General features: G+C 69.4%; 17 protein-coding genes and 2 pseudogenes. 9 read left to right on the top strand and 10 right to left on the bottom strand.

The features are described from left to right. Nucleotides 1-146: 146 nt before the first annotated feature. On the bottom strand, nt 147-587 hold the full coding sequence (locus QF035_RS02770) for a hypothetical protein (protein ID WP_307517892.1): 441 nt from the start codon (nt 585-587) through the stop codon (nt 147-149). Between the two features lie 154 nt (nt 588-741). Here QF035_RS02770 and QF035_RS02775 point away from each other — a divergent pair, with 154 nt between their 5' ends. Beyond that, nucleotides 742-2,340 carry a CYTH and CHAD domain-containing protein gene (locus tag QF035_RS02775; RefSeq protein ID WP_307517893.1) on the top strand — a complete coding sequence of 533 codons (1,599 nt, stop codon included), beginning with the start codon at nt 742-744 and terminating at the stop codon, nt 2,338-2,340. Between the two features lie 20 nt (nt 2,341-2,360). Here the strand turns inward: QF035_RS02775 and QF035_RS02780 are convergent, their stop codons facing one another. Further along, nucleotides 2,361-3,575, bottom strand: coding sequence for a cytochrome P450 (locus QF035_RS02780; RefSeq protein WP_307517895.1), 1,215 nt, complete (start codon nt 3,573-3,575; stop codon nt 2,361-2,363). A gap of 48 nt (nt 3,576-3,623) precedes the next feature. Beyond that, nucleotides 3,624-5,594 (bottom strand): CocE/NonD family hydrolase, encoded by a 1,971-nt coding sequence (locus QF035_RS02785; RefSeq protein WP_307517897.1) that lies wholly within the window; start codon nt 5,592-5,594, stop codon nt 3,624-3,626. A gap of 235 nt (nt 5,595-5,829) precedes the next feature. Here QF035_RS02785 and QF035_RS02790 point away from each other — a divergent pair, with 235 nt between their 5' ends. Both QF035_RS02790 and QF035_RS02795 read left to right on the top strand, forming a co-directional pair. After that, nucleotides 5,830-7,404 (top strand): AbgT family transporter, encoded by a 1,575-nt coding sequence (locus QF035_RS02790; RefSeq protein WP_307517899.1) that lies wholly within the window; start codon nt 5,830-5,832, stop codon nt 7,402-7,404. A 21-nt stretch (nt 7,405-7,425) separates the two neighbouring features. Continuing rightward, nucleotides 7,426-8,517, top strand: a complete 1,092-nt coding sequence (locus QF035_RS02795; RefSeq protein ID WP_307517900.1) for an ArsR/SmtB family transcription factor — start codon at nt 7,426-7,428, stop codon at nt 8,515-8,517. Nucleotides 8,518-8,589: 72 nt separating this feature from the next. On the opposite strand, the gene QF035_RS02800 is transcribed toward QF035_RS02795, so the two are convergent. Next, a complete protein-coding gene (locus tag QF035_RS02800; RefSeq protein WP_307517901.1) occupies nt 8,590-9,336 on the bottom strand; it encodes a phosphotransferase family protein in 747 nt (248 codons plus the stop codon). 125 nt (nt 9,337-9,461) lie between these two features. Next, nucleotides 9,462-9,605: a hypothetical protein gene (locus QF035_RS02805; RefSeq protein WP_307517902.1), complete on the bottom strand. Its 144-nt coding sequence runs from the start codon at nt 9,603-9,605 to the stop codon at nt 9,462-9,464. A 143-nt stretch (nt 9,606-9,748) separates the two neighbouring features. On the opposite strand from QF035_RS02805, the pseudogene QF035_RS02810 reads away from it, so the two are divergent. From QF035_RS02810 to QF035_RS02825, 4 genes and pseudogenes are all read left to right on the top strand, one after another. Then, a pseudogene (locus tag QF035_RS02810) lies at nt 9,749-10,069 on the top strand (alpha/beta hydrolase); the annotation flags it as partial. Nucleotides 10,070-10,089: 20 nt separating this feature from the next. Next, nucleotides 10,090-10,422: pseudogene (locus QF035_RS02815) on the top strand (hypothetical protein); the annotation flags it as partial. 253 nt (nt 10,423-10,675) lie between these two features. Beyond that, nucleotides 10,676-11,209 (top strand): PadR family transcriptional regulator, encoded by a 534-nt coding sequence (locus QF035_RS02820; RefSeq protein ID WP_307517904.1) that lies wholly within the window; start codon nt 10,676-10,678, stop codon nt 11,207-11,209. 20 nt (nt 11,210-11,229) lie between these two features. Further along, the gene (locus QF035_RS02825; RefSeq protein WP_307517905.1) at nt 11,230-12,210 is read left to right on the top strand and encodes an NADPH:quinone reductase; all 981 of its coding nucleotides are present in this window, start codon (nt 11,230-11,232) and stop codon (nt 12,208-12,210) included. Between the two features lie 138 nt (nt 12,211-12,348). On the opposite strand, the gene QF035_RS02830 is transcribed toward QF035_RS02825, so the two are convergent. Genes QF035_RS02830 through QF035_RS02840 form a run of 3 tightly spaced genes read right to left on the bottom strand, consistent with a single transcriptional unit; the run spans nt 12,349 to nt 13,330 of the window. Continuing rightward, nucleotides 12,349-12,510: a hypothetical protein gene (locus QF035_RS02830; protein ID WP_307517906.1), complete on the bottom strand. Its 162-nt coding sequence runs from the start codon at nt 12,508-12,510 to the stop codon at nt 12,349-12,351. Continuing rightward, nucleotides 12,480-12,971, bottom strand: coding sequence for a helix-turn-helix domain-containing protein (locus QF035_RS02835; RefSeq protein ID WP_307517907.1), 492 nt, complete (start codon nt 12,969-12,971; stop codon nt 12,480-12,482). The genes QF035_RS02830 and QF035_RS02835 overlap by 31 nt, the downstream gene beginning before the upstream one ends. Beyond that, the gene (locus tag QF035_RS02840) at nt 12,968-13,330 is read right to left on the bottom strand and encodes a non-heme iron oxygenase ferredoxin subunit (protein WP_307517909.1); all 363 of its coding nucleotides are present in this window, start codon (nt 13,328-13,330) and stop codon (nt 12,968-12,970) included. The genes QF035_RS02835 and QF035_RS02840 overlap by 4 nt, the downstream gene beginning before the upstream one ends. 222 nt (nt 13,331-13,552) lie before the next feature. On the opposite strand from QF035_RS02840, the gene QF035_RS02845 reads away from it, so the two are divergent. Then, a complete protein-coding gene (locus QF035_RS02845) occupies nt 13,553-13,936 on the top strand; it encodes a hypothetical protein (protein WP_307517911.1) in 384 nt (127 codons plus the stop codon). Between the two features lie 559 nt (nt 13,937-14,495). Further along, nucleotides 14,496-15,581, top strand: coding sequence for a glycoside hydrolase family 5 protein (locus QF035_RS02855; protein ID WP_307517912.1), 1,086 nt, complete (start codon nt 14,496-14,498; stop codon nt 15,579-15,581). 125 nt (nt 15,582-15,706) lie between these two features. Here QF035_RS02855 and QF035_RS02860 read toward each other — a convergent pair whose 3' ends face one another. After that, nucleotides 15,707-16,354, bottom strand: a complete 648-nt coding sequence (locus QF035_RS02860) for a CHRD domain-containing protein (RefSeq protein ID WP_307517913.1) — start codon at nt 16,352-16,354, stop codon at nt 15,707-15,709. Nucleotides 16,355-16,992: 638 nt separating this feature from the next. Further along, complete coding sequence (locus tag QF035_RS02865) at nt 16,993-17,466, bottom strand: nuclear transport factor 2 family protein (RefSeq protein WP_307517914.1); 474 nt, start codon at nt 17,464-17,466, stop codon at nt 16,993-16,995. Nucleotides 17,467-17,529: the final 63 nt, after the last annotated feature.

Below are 17,529 nucleotides of genomic sequence, written 5' to 3' on the forward strand. Positions count from 1 at the left end.
CGGACACCGCTCCGCACGGGCCCTCGGTTCCCGTACGAGCCGGGCGAGCGGCCGGGCCCGTACTCGCCGGTCAAACGGCCGGGCCCGCCAGAGCGGAAAGCTCTCGCGGGCCCGTGCCAAGGAGCGCCTCGGTGGTGTTCTGCTACTCAGAGACGGCCGCCGCTGAGGCGGGAGAGCGGTCCACGCCGACGCAGACCGGCACGGCGGCCCAGTGTGTAGGAGCAGAGGACCACGGTGGCGGTCCCCGCTCCGGCGACTGCCACCACGACCTTCCTGGCCTTCAGGAGGGTCCAGGCCATGCCGGCCTTCCCGATCGTCTGCTGGGCCGCCGAGGAGACGGTTCCCTGCACTGTCCTGGCCGCTTCCCTGGCCTTCTCCGACGCCGCTCCACCGAGACTCACCACGGCTTCCTTGCTGCCGTGGCCCACGGCGGCGGCCGCTTCTCCGGCACTCTCCGCCGCCTGGGCGGCAGCCCGCTGCGACTCCTTCGCCGGCGCCGCGGCGCCTTCGGTCACCGTCTTCTTCGCCGCACGCGCGCTCGCGGTCGGCGACTGTCCGTTCGTCGTCTTGTCGCTTGCTCCAGCCATGCGCGCCGGGTATCCAGCCCCACGGTCGGCAAACAGCGACCCTCGTCGCACGGACGGCGCCCCGCGTACAGAACAGACGGCGGCCCGCGGACCGAAATGCGAAATCACGTCCAAGGCCGTGTTTCACCCGGCGGATCGCGCCTACCGGTACTACATGGTCCAGTCGATGCGCGAGACAGAACGAAAGTACGCCGTCCCTTCGTCCTCCGACACGTCCTGGCTGTCCGATGCCTCCTGGCTGTCCCGGTTGGCGCGTGTGGAAGGTGTCACGGCGGTCGTCGACCGGGGCGCCGAGGAGTTGGACGCGGTCTACTACGACACCGCCGACCTTCGCCTGTCCGGTACTTCGGCCACGCTGCGCCGCAGGACCGGCGGCTCCGACGCCGGGTGGCATCTCAAGCTGCCGTTGCCGGGCGACAGTCGGGAGGAGATCCAGTCGGCTCTGACCGACGCCGACGCCGACGCCGCTGCCGACACGGACACGTACGCCGTCCCGGACGCCATGCTCGACCTGACCGTCTCCCGCACGCGCGGGGTACGACTGACCCCGGTGGTTCGTATCCGCTCGACCCGCGAGGTGCGGCATCTTGTCGACGCCGAGGGCACTCTCCGTGCCGCGCTGAACATCGACATGGTTCGCGCGGAGTCCCTGCGCGCGGAGGGCAGGCGTACCGCGTGGAACGAGGTGGAGGTGGAGCTGGCCGAGGGCGCCGATCCAGCTCTGCTGGACGCCGTGGACAGGAAGCTGCGCAAGAAGGGCATCGCTCGCGCGCAGTCCCCGTCGAAGCTGGCCCGGGCCCTCGACGAGACGGCGCCCGCCGCCCGAGCCGTTGGCGCCGACCAGTCCGGCGACCTGGACCTGAATCCCGGTTCGGCCGGCGAGCAGGTCCTCGCGTACGTGCGCGAACAGATCCGAATCCTCACCGCCCTGGACCCGGCTGTACGACGCGACCGGCCCGACTCGGTGCACAAGATGCGTGTCGCCTGCCGCCGTCTGCGCAGTTGTCTGCGCACGTACCGGTCGGTCCTGGACCGCGATGTCACGGACCCGATCCGGGCCGAACTGAAGTGGCTGGCGGGCGAGTTGGGCGCCGAGCGCGATCAGGAAGTACTGATGGAGCGCCTCACCCACCGGATCCATGTCCTGCCCGATGAGCTCGTTCTCGGGCCCGTCGTGGCGCGGCTGCAGACGTGGAACGTCGCCCGTGGCACCGAGTCCCGTCAGCGCACTCTCGATGCCCTGGGCTCGCGCCGCTACCTGACCCTGCTCGACTCCCTCGCCACGCTGGTGGAACAGCCTCCGCTGCGGGCCAAGGCCCGCAAGAAGGCCGGCAAGGTCATGGCCAGGGCCGTCCTCAAGGAGTACGACCGCCTGGCCGGGCGCATGGCCCCCGCTCTGGACCTGTCGCCCGGCCCGAAGCGCGACGTGGCGCTGCACGAGGCCCGCAAGGCGGCGAAGAAGGTGCGCTACGCGGGCGAGGTGGCCCGTCCTGCCCTCGGCAAACCGGCCAAGCGTCTGGGCAAGCGGGTCAAGGCGGTGCAGAAGGTCCTCGGCGATCATCAGGACAGCGTGGTCGCCCGCGGCACGATCAGGGATCAGGCCGTGACGGCCCAGGCGGTGGGCGAAGCCGGCTTCACCTGGGGTCTGCTGTACGGCACGGAGCAGGCCGTCGCCCACGCCAGGGAACGGGAGGTGCCCGCGGCGTGGGAGAGCGCCTCGGCGCCCGCGCTGCGCAAGCGGCTCCGTCAGTGACGGATGGTTCGAGGGGTTGCCTACCAGGTGACGGGGAGTTGGGAAACGCTGCAGACCCGGCTTCCGCTGGTCCAGGTGAGTTCCTGGGCGCTGCTCGCGAGCGCGAGGTCGGGGAATTCCCGGATCAACGAACCGATGGCGACTTGCAGTTCGACGCGCGCGAGGTTCGCGCCCAGACAGAAGTGGGGCCCGTGTCCGAAGGTGATGTGCTTGTTGTCGGCACGCCGGACGTCGAACGTGTCCGGGGCCGGGAAGTGTTGGGGATCGAAGTTGGCGGCCACGACCGGGGCGAGAACGCCCTGTCCCTGCCCGACAGTGCCCCCTGACGGGAGCGACAAGGTTTCGGTGGCAACCCGCAACAGTCCTCCGTGGCCGGGGACCTCCATGCGGAGGATCTCTTCGACGGCGATGTTCAGGAGCGCTGGATCGTCGCGGATCACGGAGAGTTGGTCCGGGTGCCGAAGGAGCGTGAGGATGCCGCGGCCGATGACGTTGCCGGTGGTCTCGTGTCCCGCGATGATCAGCCCTCGGACCATGCGGGCCAGCTCGACTTCGTTGAGCCGGTCGTCCGCGTCGTGGGCGTCGATGAGAGCGTCGAGCAGATCCTGGCCCGGGGCCCGGCGGCGCGCGGCGATCAGGGCGTCGACGTACGCGGCGAACTCCGCGCCGGCTTTGGTGCGTTCCGGTGCGTCGGCGGTGCTCGTGGACAGGAACAGGTCCGACCAGTTGCGGAAGTGAGGGCTGTCCTGGGCCGGTACGCCGAGCAGTGTGCAGATGATGTCGATCGGCAGCGGGAACGCGAAGGCCGTCATCAGGTCTGTCGGGCGTGACCCGGCGCGCATCTCCGCGAGGAGTTCGTCCGCGACGGTCTGGATGCGGGGGCGCCAGCTCTCGGCCCGCCGAGGGGTGAAGGCCGCTTGAACGATGCGCCGCAGCCGCGTGTGTTCGGGCGGGTCCATGTTGACCAGCGCGTTCGGATCGTCGGAGAAGTCGGCGGCGGCCAGCATGCGCGGCGCGCCCGCGTAGCGCAGATTGCGGCTGAAGCGCAGGTCTCCTAGGACTGCCCGCACGTCGTCGTACGTGGTCACCAGGAGCGCTTCGTCCCCGCTGGGCAGGACCACCGGGGCCAGCGGGCAGGCACTCCGCCTGCTGCTGTAGTCCCGCGGCGGGCTGCCGTGGGGACCCGGCGGGAAGGGGAACGTCGTCCCGTCATGGGATAACTCGTAGTCCGGCACCCTTGAACTCCTCTCTTGACGGCTCGATCCGCAGTTACTGACGGATCGTCAACTACCTTTGAGGCTCCTCAGGTTCGTCGAGATCGTCAAGGCGGCGGCGTCCGGCCGAGCGAACGCCTCGGCTCCTCCTTCCACCCATACGCACAGGTGGGAGGGGTGTTCGGCATCCATGTGCACGGTGTTCGCGGCCACGGCGGTGCGGCGGGCGGCGGCCTCCGGTTCGCCGGTGTTCGTGTTGACGTCGAAGCGGGGGAAGTTGCTGGAGGAGATGTCGAGCCGGATCTGGTGGCCGGCGGCGAAGCGGTTCGCCGTGTCGGGGGCGGTGACCTCGATCTCGTACACCTCGCCCGGAGTCAGCAGCTCCGGCTTTTCGTAGGAGCGGTGGAAGCGGCAGCGGACGATGCCGTCGGTGAGGTTCATGGCGAAGCCGTGCGGATAGTCGGGGTTGGGCGGGTGGACGTCGATCAGCTTGATGGTGAAGTCGGTGTCCGGGGCCGAGGTGGAGATGTGGAGCCGTGCGGACACCGGTCCGGCCAGCACCACGTCCCGCTGGAGCGGCGGTGTGGTCAGGCTGATCACGTCCGGGCGGGAGTCCAGCGGCAGGTACGGCTCGCGCGCCCCGTACACCCGGGCGTCCGGGGCGTTCTGGTCGTACGCCCCGCCGCTCATCACCGGCTCGCCCGAGGTGACCTGGCCTCCCATGGTGGGTACCGGGTGGTGCGGGTCGAAGTCGTAGGTCACCGACGCGGCGGCCGTGGTGGGCGGGTCGAGAGTGAGGGCGCCGTCGGTGGTGAGGTACAGGGCGACGGGGGCCGTCGGCGTCGGCGGCCACTGGGTGTCGGTGCGCCATGCGCCGCCGTGCCGCATCCGCCCTGCCGCATCCCGTCGGCCGTCACCGCCGCCCATCAGGAAGTACTGGACGGCGGGAAGGTCCCCGCTCTCCGGACTCCCCTCGTCCTCCCGGCCCAGCGCGCGGTCGAACCAGCGACGGCGGAATTCCAGGTACGACGGGGCGAGGTTGCCATCCAATGTCGCCCGCGGTCCGAAGTCCACTTCTCCGGCGTGCGTCTCGCAGCGGTGCCCGTGCGTCCAGGGGCCCATGACCAGGTAGGAGGGCGCCGACTTGAGTTCCCGCAGGGCGGTGAAGTTCTCGATGGTGGAGCGGACGTAGGGGTCGTACCAACTGCCCATGTGCAGGCTCGGCGCGTCCGGGAAGCGCCCGTAGAAGCCCCGCCCGTAGAGCGCCGGGTTGCGGTAGAAGTCCCCGAAGGTGTCCTGCCGCCACTGCTCCAGCAGGAAGTCCTCGTACGCCGACAGGTGCCGCAGCGGCGTACAGCCCGGCCGCCACGGCATCGCACCGAACCAGCCCGGCACGTCCACCCGCTGCAGTGCCTCGCGGAGCACCGGATCAGCCGCCGCCTCCGGGCTCTGCACCGCGTGCCGCAGTGCCCAGGTCACCTGCTTCAGCTCGAAGGCGCCGCCCATCCGCATCCCCGCGTCGTACGCGCAGGAGAAGCCGCCCGAGTCCTGGAACATGGCGGCGAGCCCCTGCGCCCCCTCGGCGGCCGCGGCCGCCTGGACGTGGGCGGAGTAGGACACCCCGGTCATCACGACCTTGCCGTCGCACCACGGCTGCTTCCTGAGCCAGGCGATCGTGTCCGCCCCGTCCGGGCCCTCGCCCAGATACTTCACGAAGGTTCCCTCGGAGTCGCCGCGGCCCCGGCAGTCCTGCCGCACGACGTGGTACCGGGCCTCGGTGAAGTGCCGGGCGATGTCCTCGGGCTGCGGGACGGGCGCGTCGCCGCGGTCCTGGTCCGAACCGCGCTGCGTACGTCGGCCGTACGGTGTGCGCTCCAGGAGCACGGGAAGCGCGGTCGCCTGCGGCTCGGGTGAGGCGGAGTAGAGGTCGGCGGCGAGATGGACGCCGTCCCGCATGGGGACACGCAGGGTGCGGCGCCACAGGGCCCCGTCCTGGAGGGGTTCGGGCGGGCAGGCGTGGGGGGTGTCGTACGAGATCACCTCCGTGACGCTAGGCAGTTGCCCACGTCATGGCGATCACTTGACGTCATGAGGTCAACTGTTCCGCGGAACGGTGACGGGACCGGACGCGGGACCTACTGTGCAGCGCAACCCGGCAAACACCCCGCGTGCCGTCACGACGGATCGTGCGCGGCCCTGGGTCCCCGTTTCCCACACAGCGCCCGCGACGCGGTCGCGTCGTGCCCTCGTTCCACCGTCCTCACAGGAGTCCGCCATGAGCACACCCGACAGCCGCACCCAGGAGGTGCAGGCCGACGAGCCCGACGAGGGGGGCCGTGGCTCCCGCCTCCTCGACCTGGTCGAGCGTGCCGGAAACGCACTGCCGCATCCGTTCTGGCTGTTCTGGATCCTGGGCGGGGTGGTCGCCCTCGTCAGCTGGGCCCTGAACGTCTCCGGCCTGCGGGTCGAGGACCCCTCCTCGGGTGACCTGGTCGGCGTGCGCAGCGCCCTGTCGGTGGCCGCCGTGCGGGATCTGATCACCGGCGCCGAGGAGTCCTTCGTGACCTTCGGCCCGCTCGGCACCGTGCTCATGGTGATGCTCGGCGTTGCGGTCGCCGAGCGGTCGGGACTCTTCGAGGCGCTGGCCCGCCGCATGCTGTCGGGCCTTTCCCCGCGCGCGGTCGTCCTGGGCGTGGCCCTGGGCGGCGTACTGGGGAAGTTCCTGTCCGACTCCGCGTACGTGGTCCTCATCCCGCTCGGGGCGGTGGCCTTTCGCGCCGTGGGCCGCTCCCCCATGCTCGGCATGATCGTCGCGTTCGTCTCCATCAACGCCGCGGGTGACGCCAACCCGCTGATCGCCCCCGGTGACGCGCTGTTCGCCTCCGTGGCCACCGAGGCCGCGCAGCTCGTCGACAAGGACGTGGTGGTCCGCGCGACGGACAACATGTACTTCACCACCGTCTCGGCGTTCGTGCTGGCCGGCACGATCGCCCTGGTCGTGGACAAGGTCCTCGCCAAGCGCGAGCACCACCTGCTCCCCGACGCGGACCTGGAGGCGGCCGCGGCACAGCAGGTCGTCGCCGCCGAGGTCGACGACGCCACCGAGGTACGGGCCCTGCGGACGACCGGTCTTGCCGTGCTCGGCTACGCCGCGCTGATCGTGCTCGCGATGGTGCCCGCCTCGTCGCCGCTCCGCGGCGAGGGCGGCGCGATCGTGGAGTCCACCTTCATGAACGCCATCGCCGTCTTCCTCACCGTCTTCTTCCTGCTCATCGGCGCGGTGTACGGGCGGCTCACCGGGCGGATCAGGGGGAGCCGCGCGATACCGGAGTTCATGGCGGAGGGAGTGCGTTCCATCGCTCCGCTGCTGGTGCTCTTCTTCGCCGTGTCCCAGTTCCTCGCCCTGTTCAAGTGGACCAACATCGCCACGGTCGTCGCGGTCGAAGGCGCGGACTTCCTGGAGCAGTTGGGCGCGCCCACTCTGGTGCTGTTCTCCCTGCTGATCCTCACGGTCGCGCTGATGAACCTCCTCATCACCTCCGGCTCCGCCCTGTGGGCCCTGGTCGCCCCGGCACTGGTACCGATGCTGATGCTGCTCGGCACCAGCCCGGCCACCACCATGGCTCTGTACCGCATCGCCGATTCCTGTACGAACTCCATCACCCCCATGAGCACCTCGTTCATGCTCTGTGTCGGCTATCTGCAGACCCTGCGCCGCAAGGCCGGCATCGGCACCCTGGTCTCCTTCACCCTGCCCGTCGCCGCGATCATGCTGGTGGTGTGGGTGCTGCTGTTCTTCCTCTGGTATCTGCTGGGCATCCCGCTCGGTCCGGGCGCGCCGGTGCGGTGACCTCCGCCGTACGCTGACGGCGTGAGCATCGTTCTCGACCTCGGAGGGCTCGGCCCCGCGGACCTCGCGGCAGGGCCCTCCCCGCTGTCGGAACTGATGGCGGGCCTGCACGTGCTCGCCGAACCCGAGCACCATCCGGAGGCCACCGGCTGGGCGTCCCGCGCCGTCGCCTCGGCACCCGGACTGCGCGACGAGTTGTCCACGTTCGCTCCTCTGTGGGCCCGCTTCCGCTGCCGCCTGTTCTTCCCCCGTGCGTTGCCGCTCGCGGCGAGCCTGGACGAGGAACTGGCGGCGATCGCGGCACTGCGGGCCGAGGACTTCCTCGAACTGGTGGCGCCCGGAGTCCTCGGCACCAACGCGCAGGCCATGCCGCCGGTTCGCGAGTTGCGCGCCGGCACCGCCGCCGCGGAGGACTACGCACGCAGCTGCCAGCGCCGTTCCTACGCCCGCGGTGAGCTGGCGCGACAGTTGGTGGCGGCACCGCTCGATCTGCGGGACCGGCTGCTGGCGGTGCTACGGGCCGCGGACACCGCGTTCTTCGCCGAGGACTGGCGCATCCTGCGCCCGGCCCTGGAGGAGCACGCCCGGGAGGTACGTCGCCGGCTGGCGTCCCGCTCCCCCGCGGATGTGCTCACCGAACTGCTGCCGACCGCGGCCCGGGTCGGACCGGGGGAACGGGTACGGCTGGACAAACTGCAGATCGACGAGGTGAAGGTGGCCCCGCGCCCCCTCGTCCTCGTGCCGTCCGCCCGGGTGTGGCCGCATCTGACCGTCAAGCACGAGCACCCGTCGTGCGTGGTGGTGCAGTACGCGGCGCGCGGCACCACCCCGACCGCGGAGCTGACCGTACGGGATCTGCATCAGCGGCTGATGGCGCTCACCTCGCCCGCGCGGATGGAGCTGTGCCGCCATCTGCTGGGCGAGCCCATCACCACCTCGGAGCTCGCCACCCGACTCGGTTCCAGCGAACCGCAGGTCTCGCGCGCCCTGCGGACCCTGCGTGACGCGGGCCTGGTGCGCTCCACCCGGGACGGCAAACTGGTCCGCCACCGGCTCGCCACGGACGTCATCCAGCGGCTGGGCCACGACGTCCTGGCAACCGTGGCGCGGTGAACCGGGTCGTCGGCGAAGGGTGCGCAGTGCCGGGTACCGCGCACGCACTCACAGGGGCGGGCCCGCGCAGCGTCACAGCCGGGATCTCAGTACGTCGACCTCACAGCCCGGCGCGGACGGGTCGAAGCCGTGCTCGGCCAGCCAGCGAACCGCCAGCAGGCTTCGCAACGACCACCACGCGCGGATCACGTCGAGGTCGACGTCGGTGCCGTAGCCGGCGATGACGTCACCGAGGTGCTCCTCGTGTCCGAGTGTGAGGGTGGCGAGGTCGTACAGCGCATCGCCCCGGCCCGCCTCGGACCAGTCGATGATGCCCGTGATCTCGTCGCCGTCGACGAACACGTGAGCGATCTGCAGGTCGCCGTGCGTGAACGCCGGAGGCCAGGGTCGGAGCGCGGCCTCGGCGACCTGGCGGTTGCGGGTGACCAGGTCGGCGGGCAGGACGCCGTCAGCCACGAGCCGCTCGCACTCGCCGTCGAGTTCCGCCGCCAGCTCGTCGAGGTCCCGGCCCGCCCGGCCGGGCCGGGGCGGCAACGGCGCGTCGTGCAGCTTCCGGACGGCGGCACCCGCCGCGGCCCATGCCGCCGGGGACGCGGTCGACGGCTCACCGAGGCGGCCGAGAGCCGTCCCCGGGACCGCGGCGATCGCCAGCACGGGCGGCCTGCGCCACAGGACCTCCGGGGTCGGGACCGGCACCAGGGCCATCGCCTCGACCTCGACGTCGATGCGCGCCTGATCGGCGTCCACCTTCAGGAACACATCGCCGACGCGCAGGGTCGCTCGCTCGGAATGAGCGACGACGACTTTCACCTCGTCCATGGGCGACCAGTATCCCGGGGATGATCGCCGACGTCGCTGGATTTATCGCGTGCGACTGCGCGGCTGACCGCGTCCTGCCACCCGGTGGCCTCGGGCACGACACCGACCGCCGACCGCCGACCAGGTCAAACCCAGCACTTTCGTCCTGAGTCCTGAGCCGGGCCGGGATGGTCGGTGAAGTGCGGCAGGACCATCTCGACCAGCACGTCGACGTCCTCATCGACCATCGGCTCGCCGGTCATGCCCATCCGGTGGAGCAGGGCACCCACAACGACGTCGATGAAGAACAGGACCCGGGCCTCCGGCTCGCCGATCGCGTCCTGGAGCGCGAGCGGTACGGGTCCTGCAAGCGCGTGGACAGGATCTCGCGCAGGGCCGGATCACTGACGGCGTCACTGAACACACCCGCACCCCGACCCTCGCCATACCGCAACTGCGTCTGTTCCAGCGGCTCGCCGTGCCACCGGGAACCGACCCTCGCGCGCTCTCACCGCTGTACGCCGACAACCTCGACGGGCTGCCCCCAGCGCTCGTGGTGGTGCCGACCCACGACCCGGTGGCCGACCACGGCCGCCGCTACGCCGAACGACCCCAAGCGGCCGGGACATCCACTCGGCTCACCGAATACCCCGGAGCGGGGCACGCGTTCCTCAGCGTCCCGGGCCTGGCACAGCAGGCCGAGCCCGCACGGACGGAGATCCTCGAGTTCCTCCGAGCCTGCCTCGCCACGTGAGGCAGAAGCGAAGCACTACCGAGGTGCGGCCTCTGATCGACGGCTCGGACCTCCTCAGGGAAGTCCACCGGGATGGGCCGGCACTCAGTTGCCACCACTGGACAGGTCCGGCCGAGAGCAGGCCGTCGGCCATCACGGAGGAACTCCGCAAGGTCATGCTCACCGAGCCGACCTGCACGGCCGGCTGCTGCGGCGCCCTGTACGTCACCATGCGCCGCAAGCGCGATCAGGTGCTCTGGGACGCCTGGGAGAACACCAGCAACATCACTGCCGTGCCGACGGACTTCCGCTTCGATGCCGCCCAGTACGAGGCTGAACTCGCGCGAGCCGCGGCCGACCGTAGCTGGCCCGAGGCGTTCACCAGCCCCGAGAGTGTCGATGTCACGTTCCACCGGGCCCGGGGGTCGAACGATCCGCGGAAGACCGCTGAGATTCTCCAACGCCGAGGACCGGCTGCGAGACGTCACTACCGAGAGTGGCCCCGTCACCGACGGGGCCCCCTTCTTGTCGTAGCACCCGCACCTTGATCGTTTCCTTGCTCCGGAAAAGGCCCAACATCGTTTCGATGTCAATATCGATTCGATGCACCTGTGAGACGATGGCCCCATGCTGGAACTCGCCATCCTGGGCTTCCTGGCCGAAGGCCCCTTGCCTGGTCATGAACTGCGCAGCCGTGTCTCCCATCTGACCGGCTACACCCGCCCGGTCAGCGACGGCAGTCTCTACCCGGCCATCAACCGCCTCGCCAAGGCGGGCCTGCTGGAACGGCAACCCGACCCGCGCGCGGGTGCCGCCCGCTACCTGCTGAGCCTCACCGAGGCCGGCCACGCCGACATGCTCCAGCGCCTGCGCAAGCCCGCCGAGCACGAGATCACCGACCACACCCGCTTCTACACGGTGCTGTCCTTCCTCTCGCTGCTCCCCGGCGTGGCCGAACAGCACGCGGTACTGCGCCGACGCCTGGCCTTCCTGGAGGAGCCCGCGAGCTTCTTCTACGACGGTGACCGGCCGATCCGCGCCGAGGAGGTCGCCGACCCCTACCGGCGCGGCCTTCTCCTGACCGCCCGCGCGACCAGCCGCGCCGAACGCGCCTGGCTCCGCGAGGCACTGGGCGAGGAACCGCTCGAGAAGAACTCCTGAACCACACCGGAGGTACGTCCATGCTCGCGTCCTGGTACGACGAACAGGGCTCCGCCGCCGACGTGTTGCACGTCGGTGAACTGCCCGACCCCGAGCCCGGCCCCGGTGAGGTGCGGATCCGGGTGAGCGTGTCGGGCGTCAACCCCGGCGACACCAAGAAGCGCCGCGGCTGGCTCGGCTCCTCGATGCCCTACCCACGCGTGATCCCGCACAGCGATGCCGCCGGTGTCATCGACAAGGTGGGCGAGAGGGTCGACACCCGCCGCGTAGGACAGCGGGTCTGGGTGTACGGCGCCCAGTCCTACCGGGCCTTCGGCACCGCGGCCCAGTACACCGTCGTACCCGACCCGCAGGCCGTCCCGCTCCCCGACCACCTCGGCGACGAACTCGGCGCGAGCCTGGGCATCCCCGGAATCACCGCCCACCGAGCGGTGTTCGCGGACGGCCCGGTCGGCGGCCGGATCGTACTCGTGCACGGGGTGCTCGGCGGCGTCGGCTCGCTGGCCGCCCAACTCGCCTGCTGGGACGGCGCCACCGTCATCGGCACCGTCCGCCGCAGCGGCGACCTCGACCGCGTCGACCCGGCTGTCATCTCCCACGCCGTCGCCCTGGACGCCGACGACCCGGCAGCCGAGATCCGCGCGTACGCGCCCGACGGCGTGAACTGCGTCATCGAGGTGTCCCTGTCGGCCAACGCCGACCTGGACAACGCGGTCACCGCACTCGACGCCGTCATCGCCGCCTACGGAACGCACGCCGACCGCACCGAACTCCCTTTCTGGCCCCTGCTGTTCAACAACGTGACCGTGCGTCTGCTCGGCAGCGACGACTTCCCCGTCACGGCCAGACGGCAGGCAGCCCGCGACCTCACCGCGGCAGCCGCAGCCGGCGCCCTCACCGTCGGCATCGGTGACGTCTACCCGCTCGAGGACATCACCAAGGCCCACGACCGGGTCGACGCGGGCGGGCGCGGCCGGGTGCTGGTCACGGTCACCGGCTGACGGGTACGCCGCCGATCGGCGCGCTCGGAGGACGAGCAGATCCTCGATCCGGGCCAGCGGATGGCCATGGACCCACTCGGGACGATGTCGACTGATCGGGATGGCCCCCGAGCCGTCGCAGGACATTCGCGGGGCACATCAGCTCTCCTCGGAATTGCCGTGTGATTCGTCGGCTCGGGACACCCGTCGTACCAGGTCGGCCCAGGTGGACTGGAGCCGTGCGGCGGGGACTTGGTGTTCGTTGCGGAGGTGGTCGGCGGTCTCGAAGTTCACAAAGGCGAGCAGGGCATGGGTGAGCATGTCGTGGTCACCGTCGACTCCCGCTTCCCTGAGGAGCGTTGAGACATGGCGGTGCAGGGCACTGGCGGTGTCCACGCGTGGCGGCGTGCGTGCGGCAGTCGGCGTCCCAGGGCGGCGCCGGGGTCCGCGTCCGCGGTGTTGCGCTCGATGAGGGCGCAGCCGAACGCCTCCAGTCGATCTCTCGCGGGCGCGCCCGGCCCCAGCGGCGGGGGGCCTGACGTGTACGCCTCCTGGAACTCGGCCTCCGCTTCGGCGAGGAGGGCGAGCAGGAGGCCGTCACGGTCGCCGAACCGGCGAAAGAGCGTGCCCTTTCCGACGCCGGCCGCCTCCGCGACCTCGTGCATCGTCACATGCTCGGCGCCCCGCTCGGCCACCAGCCGGGCAGCCACCTCCAGCAGCCGGGCACGGTTGCGGGCGGCGTCGGCCCGCTCGCCTCTGGAGCCGTCGGATGCCCGTGTCACTGTTCGGTCCGCGATGTGGCGCGTACGTACACGGATCCGTCCTCGATCAGAACCGGATAGACCGGGACGGGGCGGGTCGCAGGTGGGTCGAGGGGGTGGCCGGTGCGCAGGTCGAAGCGGGAGGCGTGCAGCCAGCACTCGACCGTGCAGCCGTCCACCTCCCCTTCCGACAGTGGGACGGCGCTGTGCGAACACACGTCATGGATCGCGAAGACCTGCTGCTCGGCGACGACGAGGGCGAGGGCGAGGGCGACGGGAACGCTCTCCACCTCGAAGCGTCGCGGGACGTCTTCCTCGAGTACGTCGAGCTTGCAGACGTACGTGTAGCCGCTGCCGGGCATCGCTCTGCTCGGGTGCATCCATGACGCCGGTGGTACGTCATCCGGTTCACAGGGGTGCATCGGGCGTGCGGCGACGCTCGGCCCGGAGCGGCACGTGTGATCGTGTCTGAAGCACCGAGGCTAACGACGCGGACCGGAACCGGGACCCGCCTCCGGACCGAGTCCGTCTCAGCAGATGGGCCTAGGCCTCGTCCGAACAGCGTCCGCACACCAATTCCGTTCTCGAAAGGAAAGAACGCCATGCGCCCCGACATTGCTTGGTGGGACCTGTCCGCCTCCGGACAGACCATCGAGTCCATGCGTGAGTACCTGCGTGAGGAATCCGTCGCCGCGTTCTCCGAGGTACCCGGGCTTCGCTTCAAGATGTGGCTCTCCGATCCGGACATCAACCGGTGGGGAGCAGTTCTGTTGTGGGAGTCGGAAGAGGCGTCCCAGCAGGCGCTGCCCAGCCGGGCGCTCGAACTCATCGGCCACCCACCGCAGATCGCGCACGGGCTCGACGTGGAGGCCACGACCGAAGGTCGATACGAAACGCAACGACTCGCCCTGCAAGGGCTGGCCTTCACCGAAACACCGCAGAGGAAATCAAGCCGACGGGCAACCAGAGGGGATAGCAGGTCCTGACCTCCGATTGGTGCACCCACGCTACGAGCGCGAGGCCGAACACTTCGTGGTCTTCACCAGCATCGCCTGCGCCCTCATCTGCTACCGCAGACTGGCCAACTGAGATGACGTCCAAGAGCCGTCCGTAGCTTTCGGCCAATGGGCTCAGGCTCAGTCAGTACAGCGAGCCGCGTGGAGCCGCCGGCGCCGCTCAGGTCGGACGTGTTGCCCCGGAACACCGTGCCGCCACCCCCGCCGTGAGAGCGGCCTGGATGAACCGGTGAGGGTGATGCTGGAACCGGACGTGGCGGCCTTGGTGGCCTTCAAGTTGCCCGTGTAGGTGCGTCGGCGAGCTGGATGGTGTCACCGGGAGCGGCTGCCGCGAGGGCGGACTTCGGCTTCGCCGTTCCACGAGTTCCGGTGCATGAACTTCGAGTCGGCGTGTGCGCCCCGGCGTTCACTCCCAGATGTGAACGCCTCGAACTGCGGATGCCGTCAGGACTCTTGATACGGACTCGGTCCCTTGCTTCTCTACTGATAGGAAAGTTTCCTATCGGACAGCTATGTGATCGGAGTTCGCATGACGGCACCCCCACGGTCGTTGCGCCCCGCTGCGCTCGCCGCCCTGCTCGGCAGCGTCCTGCTCCTGCTCGTGAGCGTCCTTCCCACCACCTCCGCCTCCGCCTCCGCAACCACCGACCGGAAGTCCGCGACACCCGCGGCAACCACACCGGTCGGTATCAACGGACAGCTCAAGGTCTGTGGCACCAAGCTGTGCAACAGCCGCGGAAACCCCATCCAGCTGCGCGGCATGAGCACACACGGCACCCAGTGGTACCCGCACTGCCTGACCAGCGGTTCACTCAATGCCTTGGCGCAGGACTGGAAGGCCGATGTCCTGCGTGTCTCGACCTATGTGCAGGAGGGCGGATACGAGACGAACCCGCAGCACTTCACCAACCTCGCCCACTCGCTCATCCAGCAGGCGACGGACCGCGGCATGTACGTGATCGTCGACTGGCACATGCTCACCCCCGGCGACCCGAACACCAACCTGAGCAAGGCGCGGCAGTTCTTCACCGACATCGCCAACCGCAACAAGGACAAGAACAACATCCTCTACGAGATCGCCAACGAACCCAGCGGGGTGAGCTGGTCGCGGATCAAGAGCTACGCGGAGCAGATCATCCCGACCGTCCGCGCCATCGACTCCGACGCCCCCGTGCTGGTCGGGACCCGCGCATGGTCCTCGTTCGGTGTCTCCGAGGGCGCCGACGAGTCCGAAGTGGTGAACAACCCGGTCCGGGCGGCCAACATCATGTACACCTTCCACTTCTACGCGTACTCGCATCGCGACGAGTACCTGGCGACCCTGTCGCGTGCCGCCGACCGGCTCCCGGTCTTCGTCACGGAGTTCGGCACCCAGAACTACGCCGGCGAGGGAAGCAACGACTTCGCCATGTCCCAGCGCTACCTCGACCTCATGGCGAACAAGAAGATCAGCTGGACGAACTGGAACTTCTCCGACGACAACCGTTCCGGGGCCGTCTTCAAGACGGGAACCTGCAACAGAAACGGACCCTGGACCGGCACCTCGTCCCTGAAGCCCGCGGGCGCCTGGATCCGTGACCGCGTCGCGACGCCCGACAACTTCCCGGTCGCCTGACCGAACGCCCGTATGGGGCGGCGCCCATCGACGAACCGGCCTCGTGGAAACGAGTCCGGCCTCGGGCGGCGCCGCCCCTCAACCACTCACTCACTGGGACCGCCCGGACGGGGTGGGTGTGACGGTTACTCGGGGCTCTTGACGAGGGAGTTGAGGATCTCCGGGGTCATGGTGTCGGGGACGTGGACGCTCGGGGAGAGCTTGTAGGCCTGACCACGCACGGCACCGCCAGGGAACTCTGCGGTGTGGATGTTGAAGTACCAGTTCTGGGCGTTGGCCTTGATGCCCTCCAGCAGGTCCTCATCGTCGACGGTCACCGTGCCGTAGACGAACTTCTTGCCGTCCTCCAGCTTCTTCGTGAAGAACGGGATCTTCACATCGCCGTTGACTCCCTTGGCACCCTTGTGAAGGTGACCGAGGGTCGGCGTCCCGATCCCGGTGAAGGTGAACGCGTAGGAGACCTGGTCGCCCTGGATCCGCATGAGGGCGAGCGCGTGCCCGTCCTTGTCACCCACGGCCGGCCCGCCCTCGATCGGCACCTCGTTCGCACCGTTGAGGACCGACGAGAAGAAGGCCGCGTCCTCCTTGTTCTTGTCCCAGCGGCCGGCACCCTGCACGGTCTCGCCCCCGGCAGCGTGCCCGCTGCCGGCTGACGCGTGCCCGCCGGCAGTGGGGCTACCCGCCGCGGCGCTAGCCCCGGCGCCGGTCGCAGCGTCCTCACTGTTGCAGGCAGTCAGCACGAGCGCACCGGCAACGGCGGATACGACGATCATCCCAAGACGCTTGTTCTTCATGGCAGTTGGGGCCTCTCAAGTAGTGCGGCCGCAGCTGATTCGCGGTCCGTCATCCCCAACACGGACAGCCCTCACGGCCCAGGTCTCCCGATGACACTCCTGAGACACTCCTGAGACGACCCGCGATCACTCGGAACACGATCTCGACAGAGACCCCGCACCGAGCGAGCCGGCGAGTGTTCAGCAGGGCTCGACGGTTGCGCCGTCCAGCCCTGGCCGGGGCATGGCAGGTAATGCGTAGGCCTGGTGAACCGAACCGAGACGGGTCACAGACGCAACTCTCCCTCCAGCGGGACCAGGTGGTACTGACCACAGCTCGCGTCCGAAGCCGAGGAACTGGACCGGATACACCGCATGCCCACCGGAATGCGGTGGCGCTGGTCCATCACCACCGTGCCGACGGGTTCCGGAGCCGGAGCGAACGCGTCGGGCGACGCGTCCCACGCTCGGCGCGACGCACGGATTCGGCTACCACTACGGCATGGGCCTCATCGCAGACGGAGTGCTCACGATCGAGGCAGCTCTGCACCAGCTCCACCGTCGCTGGAACGGGTCATGAAGCCAACGAGGCGACCGCGGGAGTCGCCTTCTGACCGAGTTTGCAAGCCAGAACGGGCTCACTCGTCGGCCGTTGCTTCAAGCCGCTCGGTCGGCCCAGCAAATGCGAGGTACAAGGAGCGAGAACTGAGGAGCCAACGGCCTTCGACCTTGAGGAACGAGTCCTCGTAGTGGCCGACCTGCGTCGGGGCCCGCGGGGGCACGAAGACACCGGCATAACCGTCGACACGGTAGGTCGTGAAGTAGGTGGTCGCGGTGGCTGTTGCCTTGGATGTGACAGTGACCAGGATGTTCGTGCATATCCGGCGCGAGAGCCGATCCGGGGGCCGCCCAGCGAAATACGACCGAAGTGCGTCACGGCCCTGAATCCGACGGCCGCCTTCCGCCCACTCCCAAAACCCGACGTCCGTGAAGAGATCGGCCACGTCTCCCGGGTGACCAAGGTCGAGCCTGTGGACAAACTCGACGATGAGGCGTTCGCAAGCTCGCTCAGCAAGCAGACGGTCCATGGGATCCAGCGCTTCAATAATCATCCCCATGTCGTATCAGGATGATCAAGGGCACCACGACAGCTTTTTCCACTCCGCACGCATCCG

The organism is Streptomyces umbrinus (assembly GCF_030817415.1).
In the GTDB taxonomy this organism is placed as follows: Bacteria; Actinomycetota; Actinomycetes; order Streptomycetales; family Streptomycetaceae; genus Streptomyces; species Streptomyces umbrinus_A.

What these genes read in the sequence shown, in the direction of transcription:
- QF035_RS02770 (WP_307517892.1), bottom strand. Translation starts at nt 587, where the DNA reads ATGGCTGGAGCAAGCGACAAGACGACGAACGGACAGTCGCCGACCGCG.
- QF035_RS02775 (WP_307517893.1), top strand. Translation starts at nt 742, where the DNA reads ATGGTCCAGTCGATGCGCGAGACAGAACGAAAGTACGCCGTCCCTTCG.
- QF035_RS02790 (WP_307517899.1), top strand. Translation starts at nt 5,830, where the DNA reads ATGAGCACACCCGACAGCCGCACCCAGGAGGTGCAGGCCGACGAGCCC.
- QF035_RS02800 (WP_307517901.1), bottom strand. Translation starts at nt 9,336, where the DNA reads ATGGACGAGGTGAAAGTCGTCGTCGCTCATTCCGAGCGAGCGACCCTG.
- QF035_RS02820 (WP_307517904.1), top strand. Translation starts at nt 10,676, where the DNA reads ATGCTGGAACTCGCCATCCTGGGCTTCCTGGCCGAAGGCCCCTTGCCT.
- QF035_RS02825 (WP_307517905.1), top strand. Translation starts at nt 11,230, where the DNA reads ATGCTCGCGTCCTGGTACGACGAACAGGGCTCCGCCGCCGACGTGTTG.
- QF035_RS02830 (WP_307517906.1), bottom strand. Translation starts at nt 12,510, where the DNA reads ATGCTCACCCATGCCCTGCTCGCCTTTGTGAACTTCGAGACCGCCGAC.
- QF035_RS02840 (WP_307517909.1), bottom strand. Translation starts at nt 13,330, where the DNA reads ATGCACCCGAGCAGAGCGATGCCCGGCAGCGGCTACACGTACGTCTGC.
- QF035_RS02845 (WP_307517911.1), top strand. Translation starts at nt 13,553, where the DNA reads ATGCGCCCCGACATTGCTTGGTGGGACCTGTCCGCCTCCGGACAGACC.
- QF035_RS02855 (WP_307517912.1), top strand. Translation starts at nt 14,496, where the DNA reads ATGACGGCACCCCCACGGTCGTTGCGCCCCGCTGCGCTCGCCGCCCTG.
- QF035_RS02860 (WP_307517913.1), bottom strand. Translation starts at nt 16,354, where the DNA reads ATGATCGTCGTATCCGCCGTTGCCGGTGCGCTCGTGCTGACTGCCTGC.
- QF035_RS02865 (WP_307517914.1), bottom strand. Translation starts at nt 17,466, where the DNA reads ATGATTATTGAAGCGCTGGATCCCATGGACCGTCTGCTTGCTGAGCGA.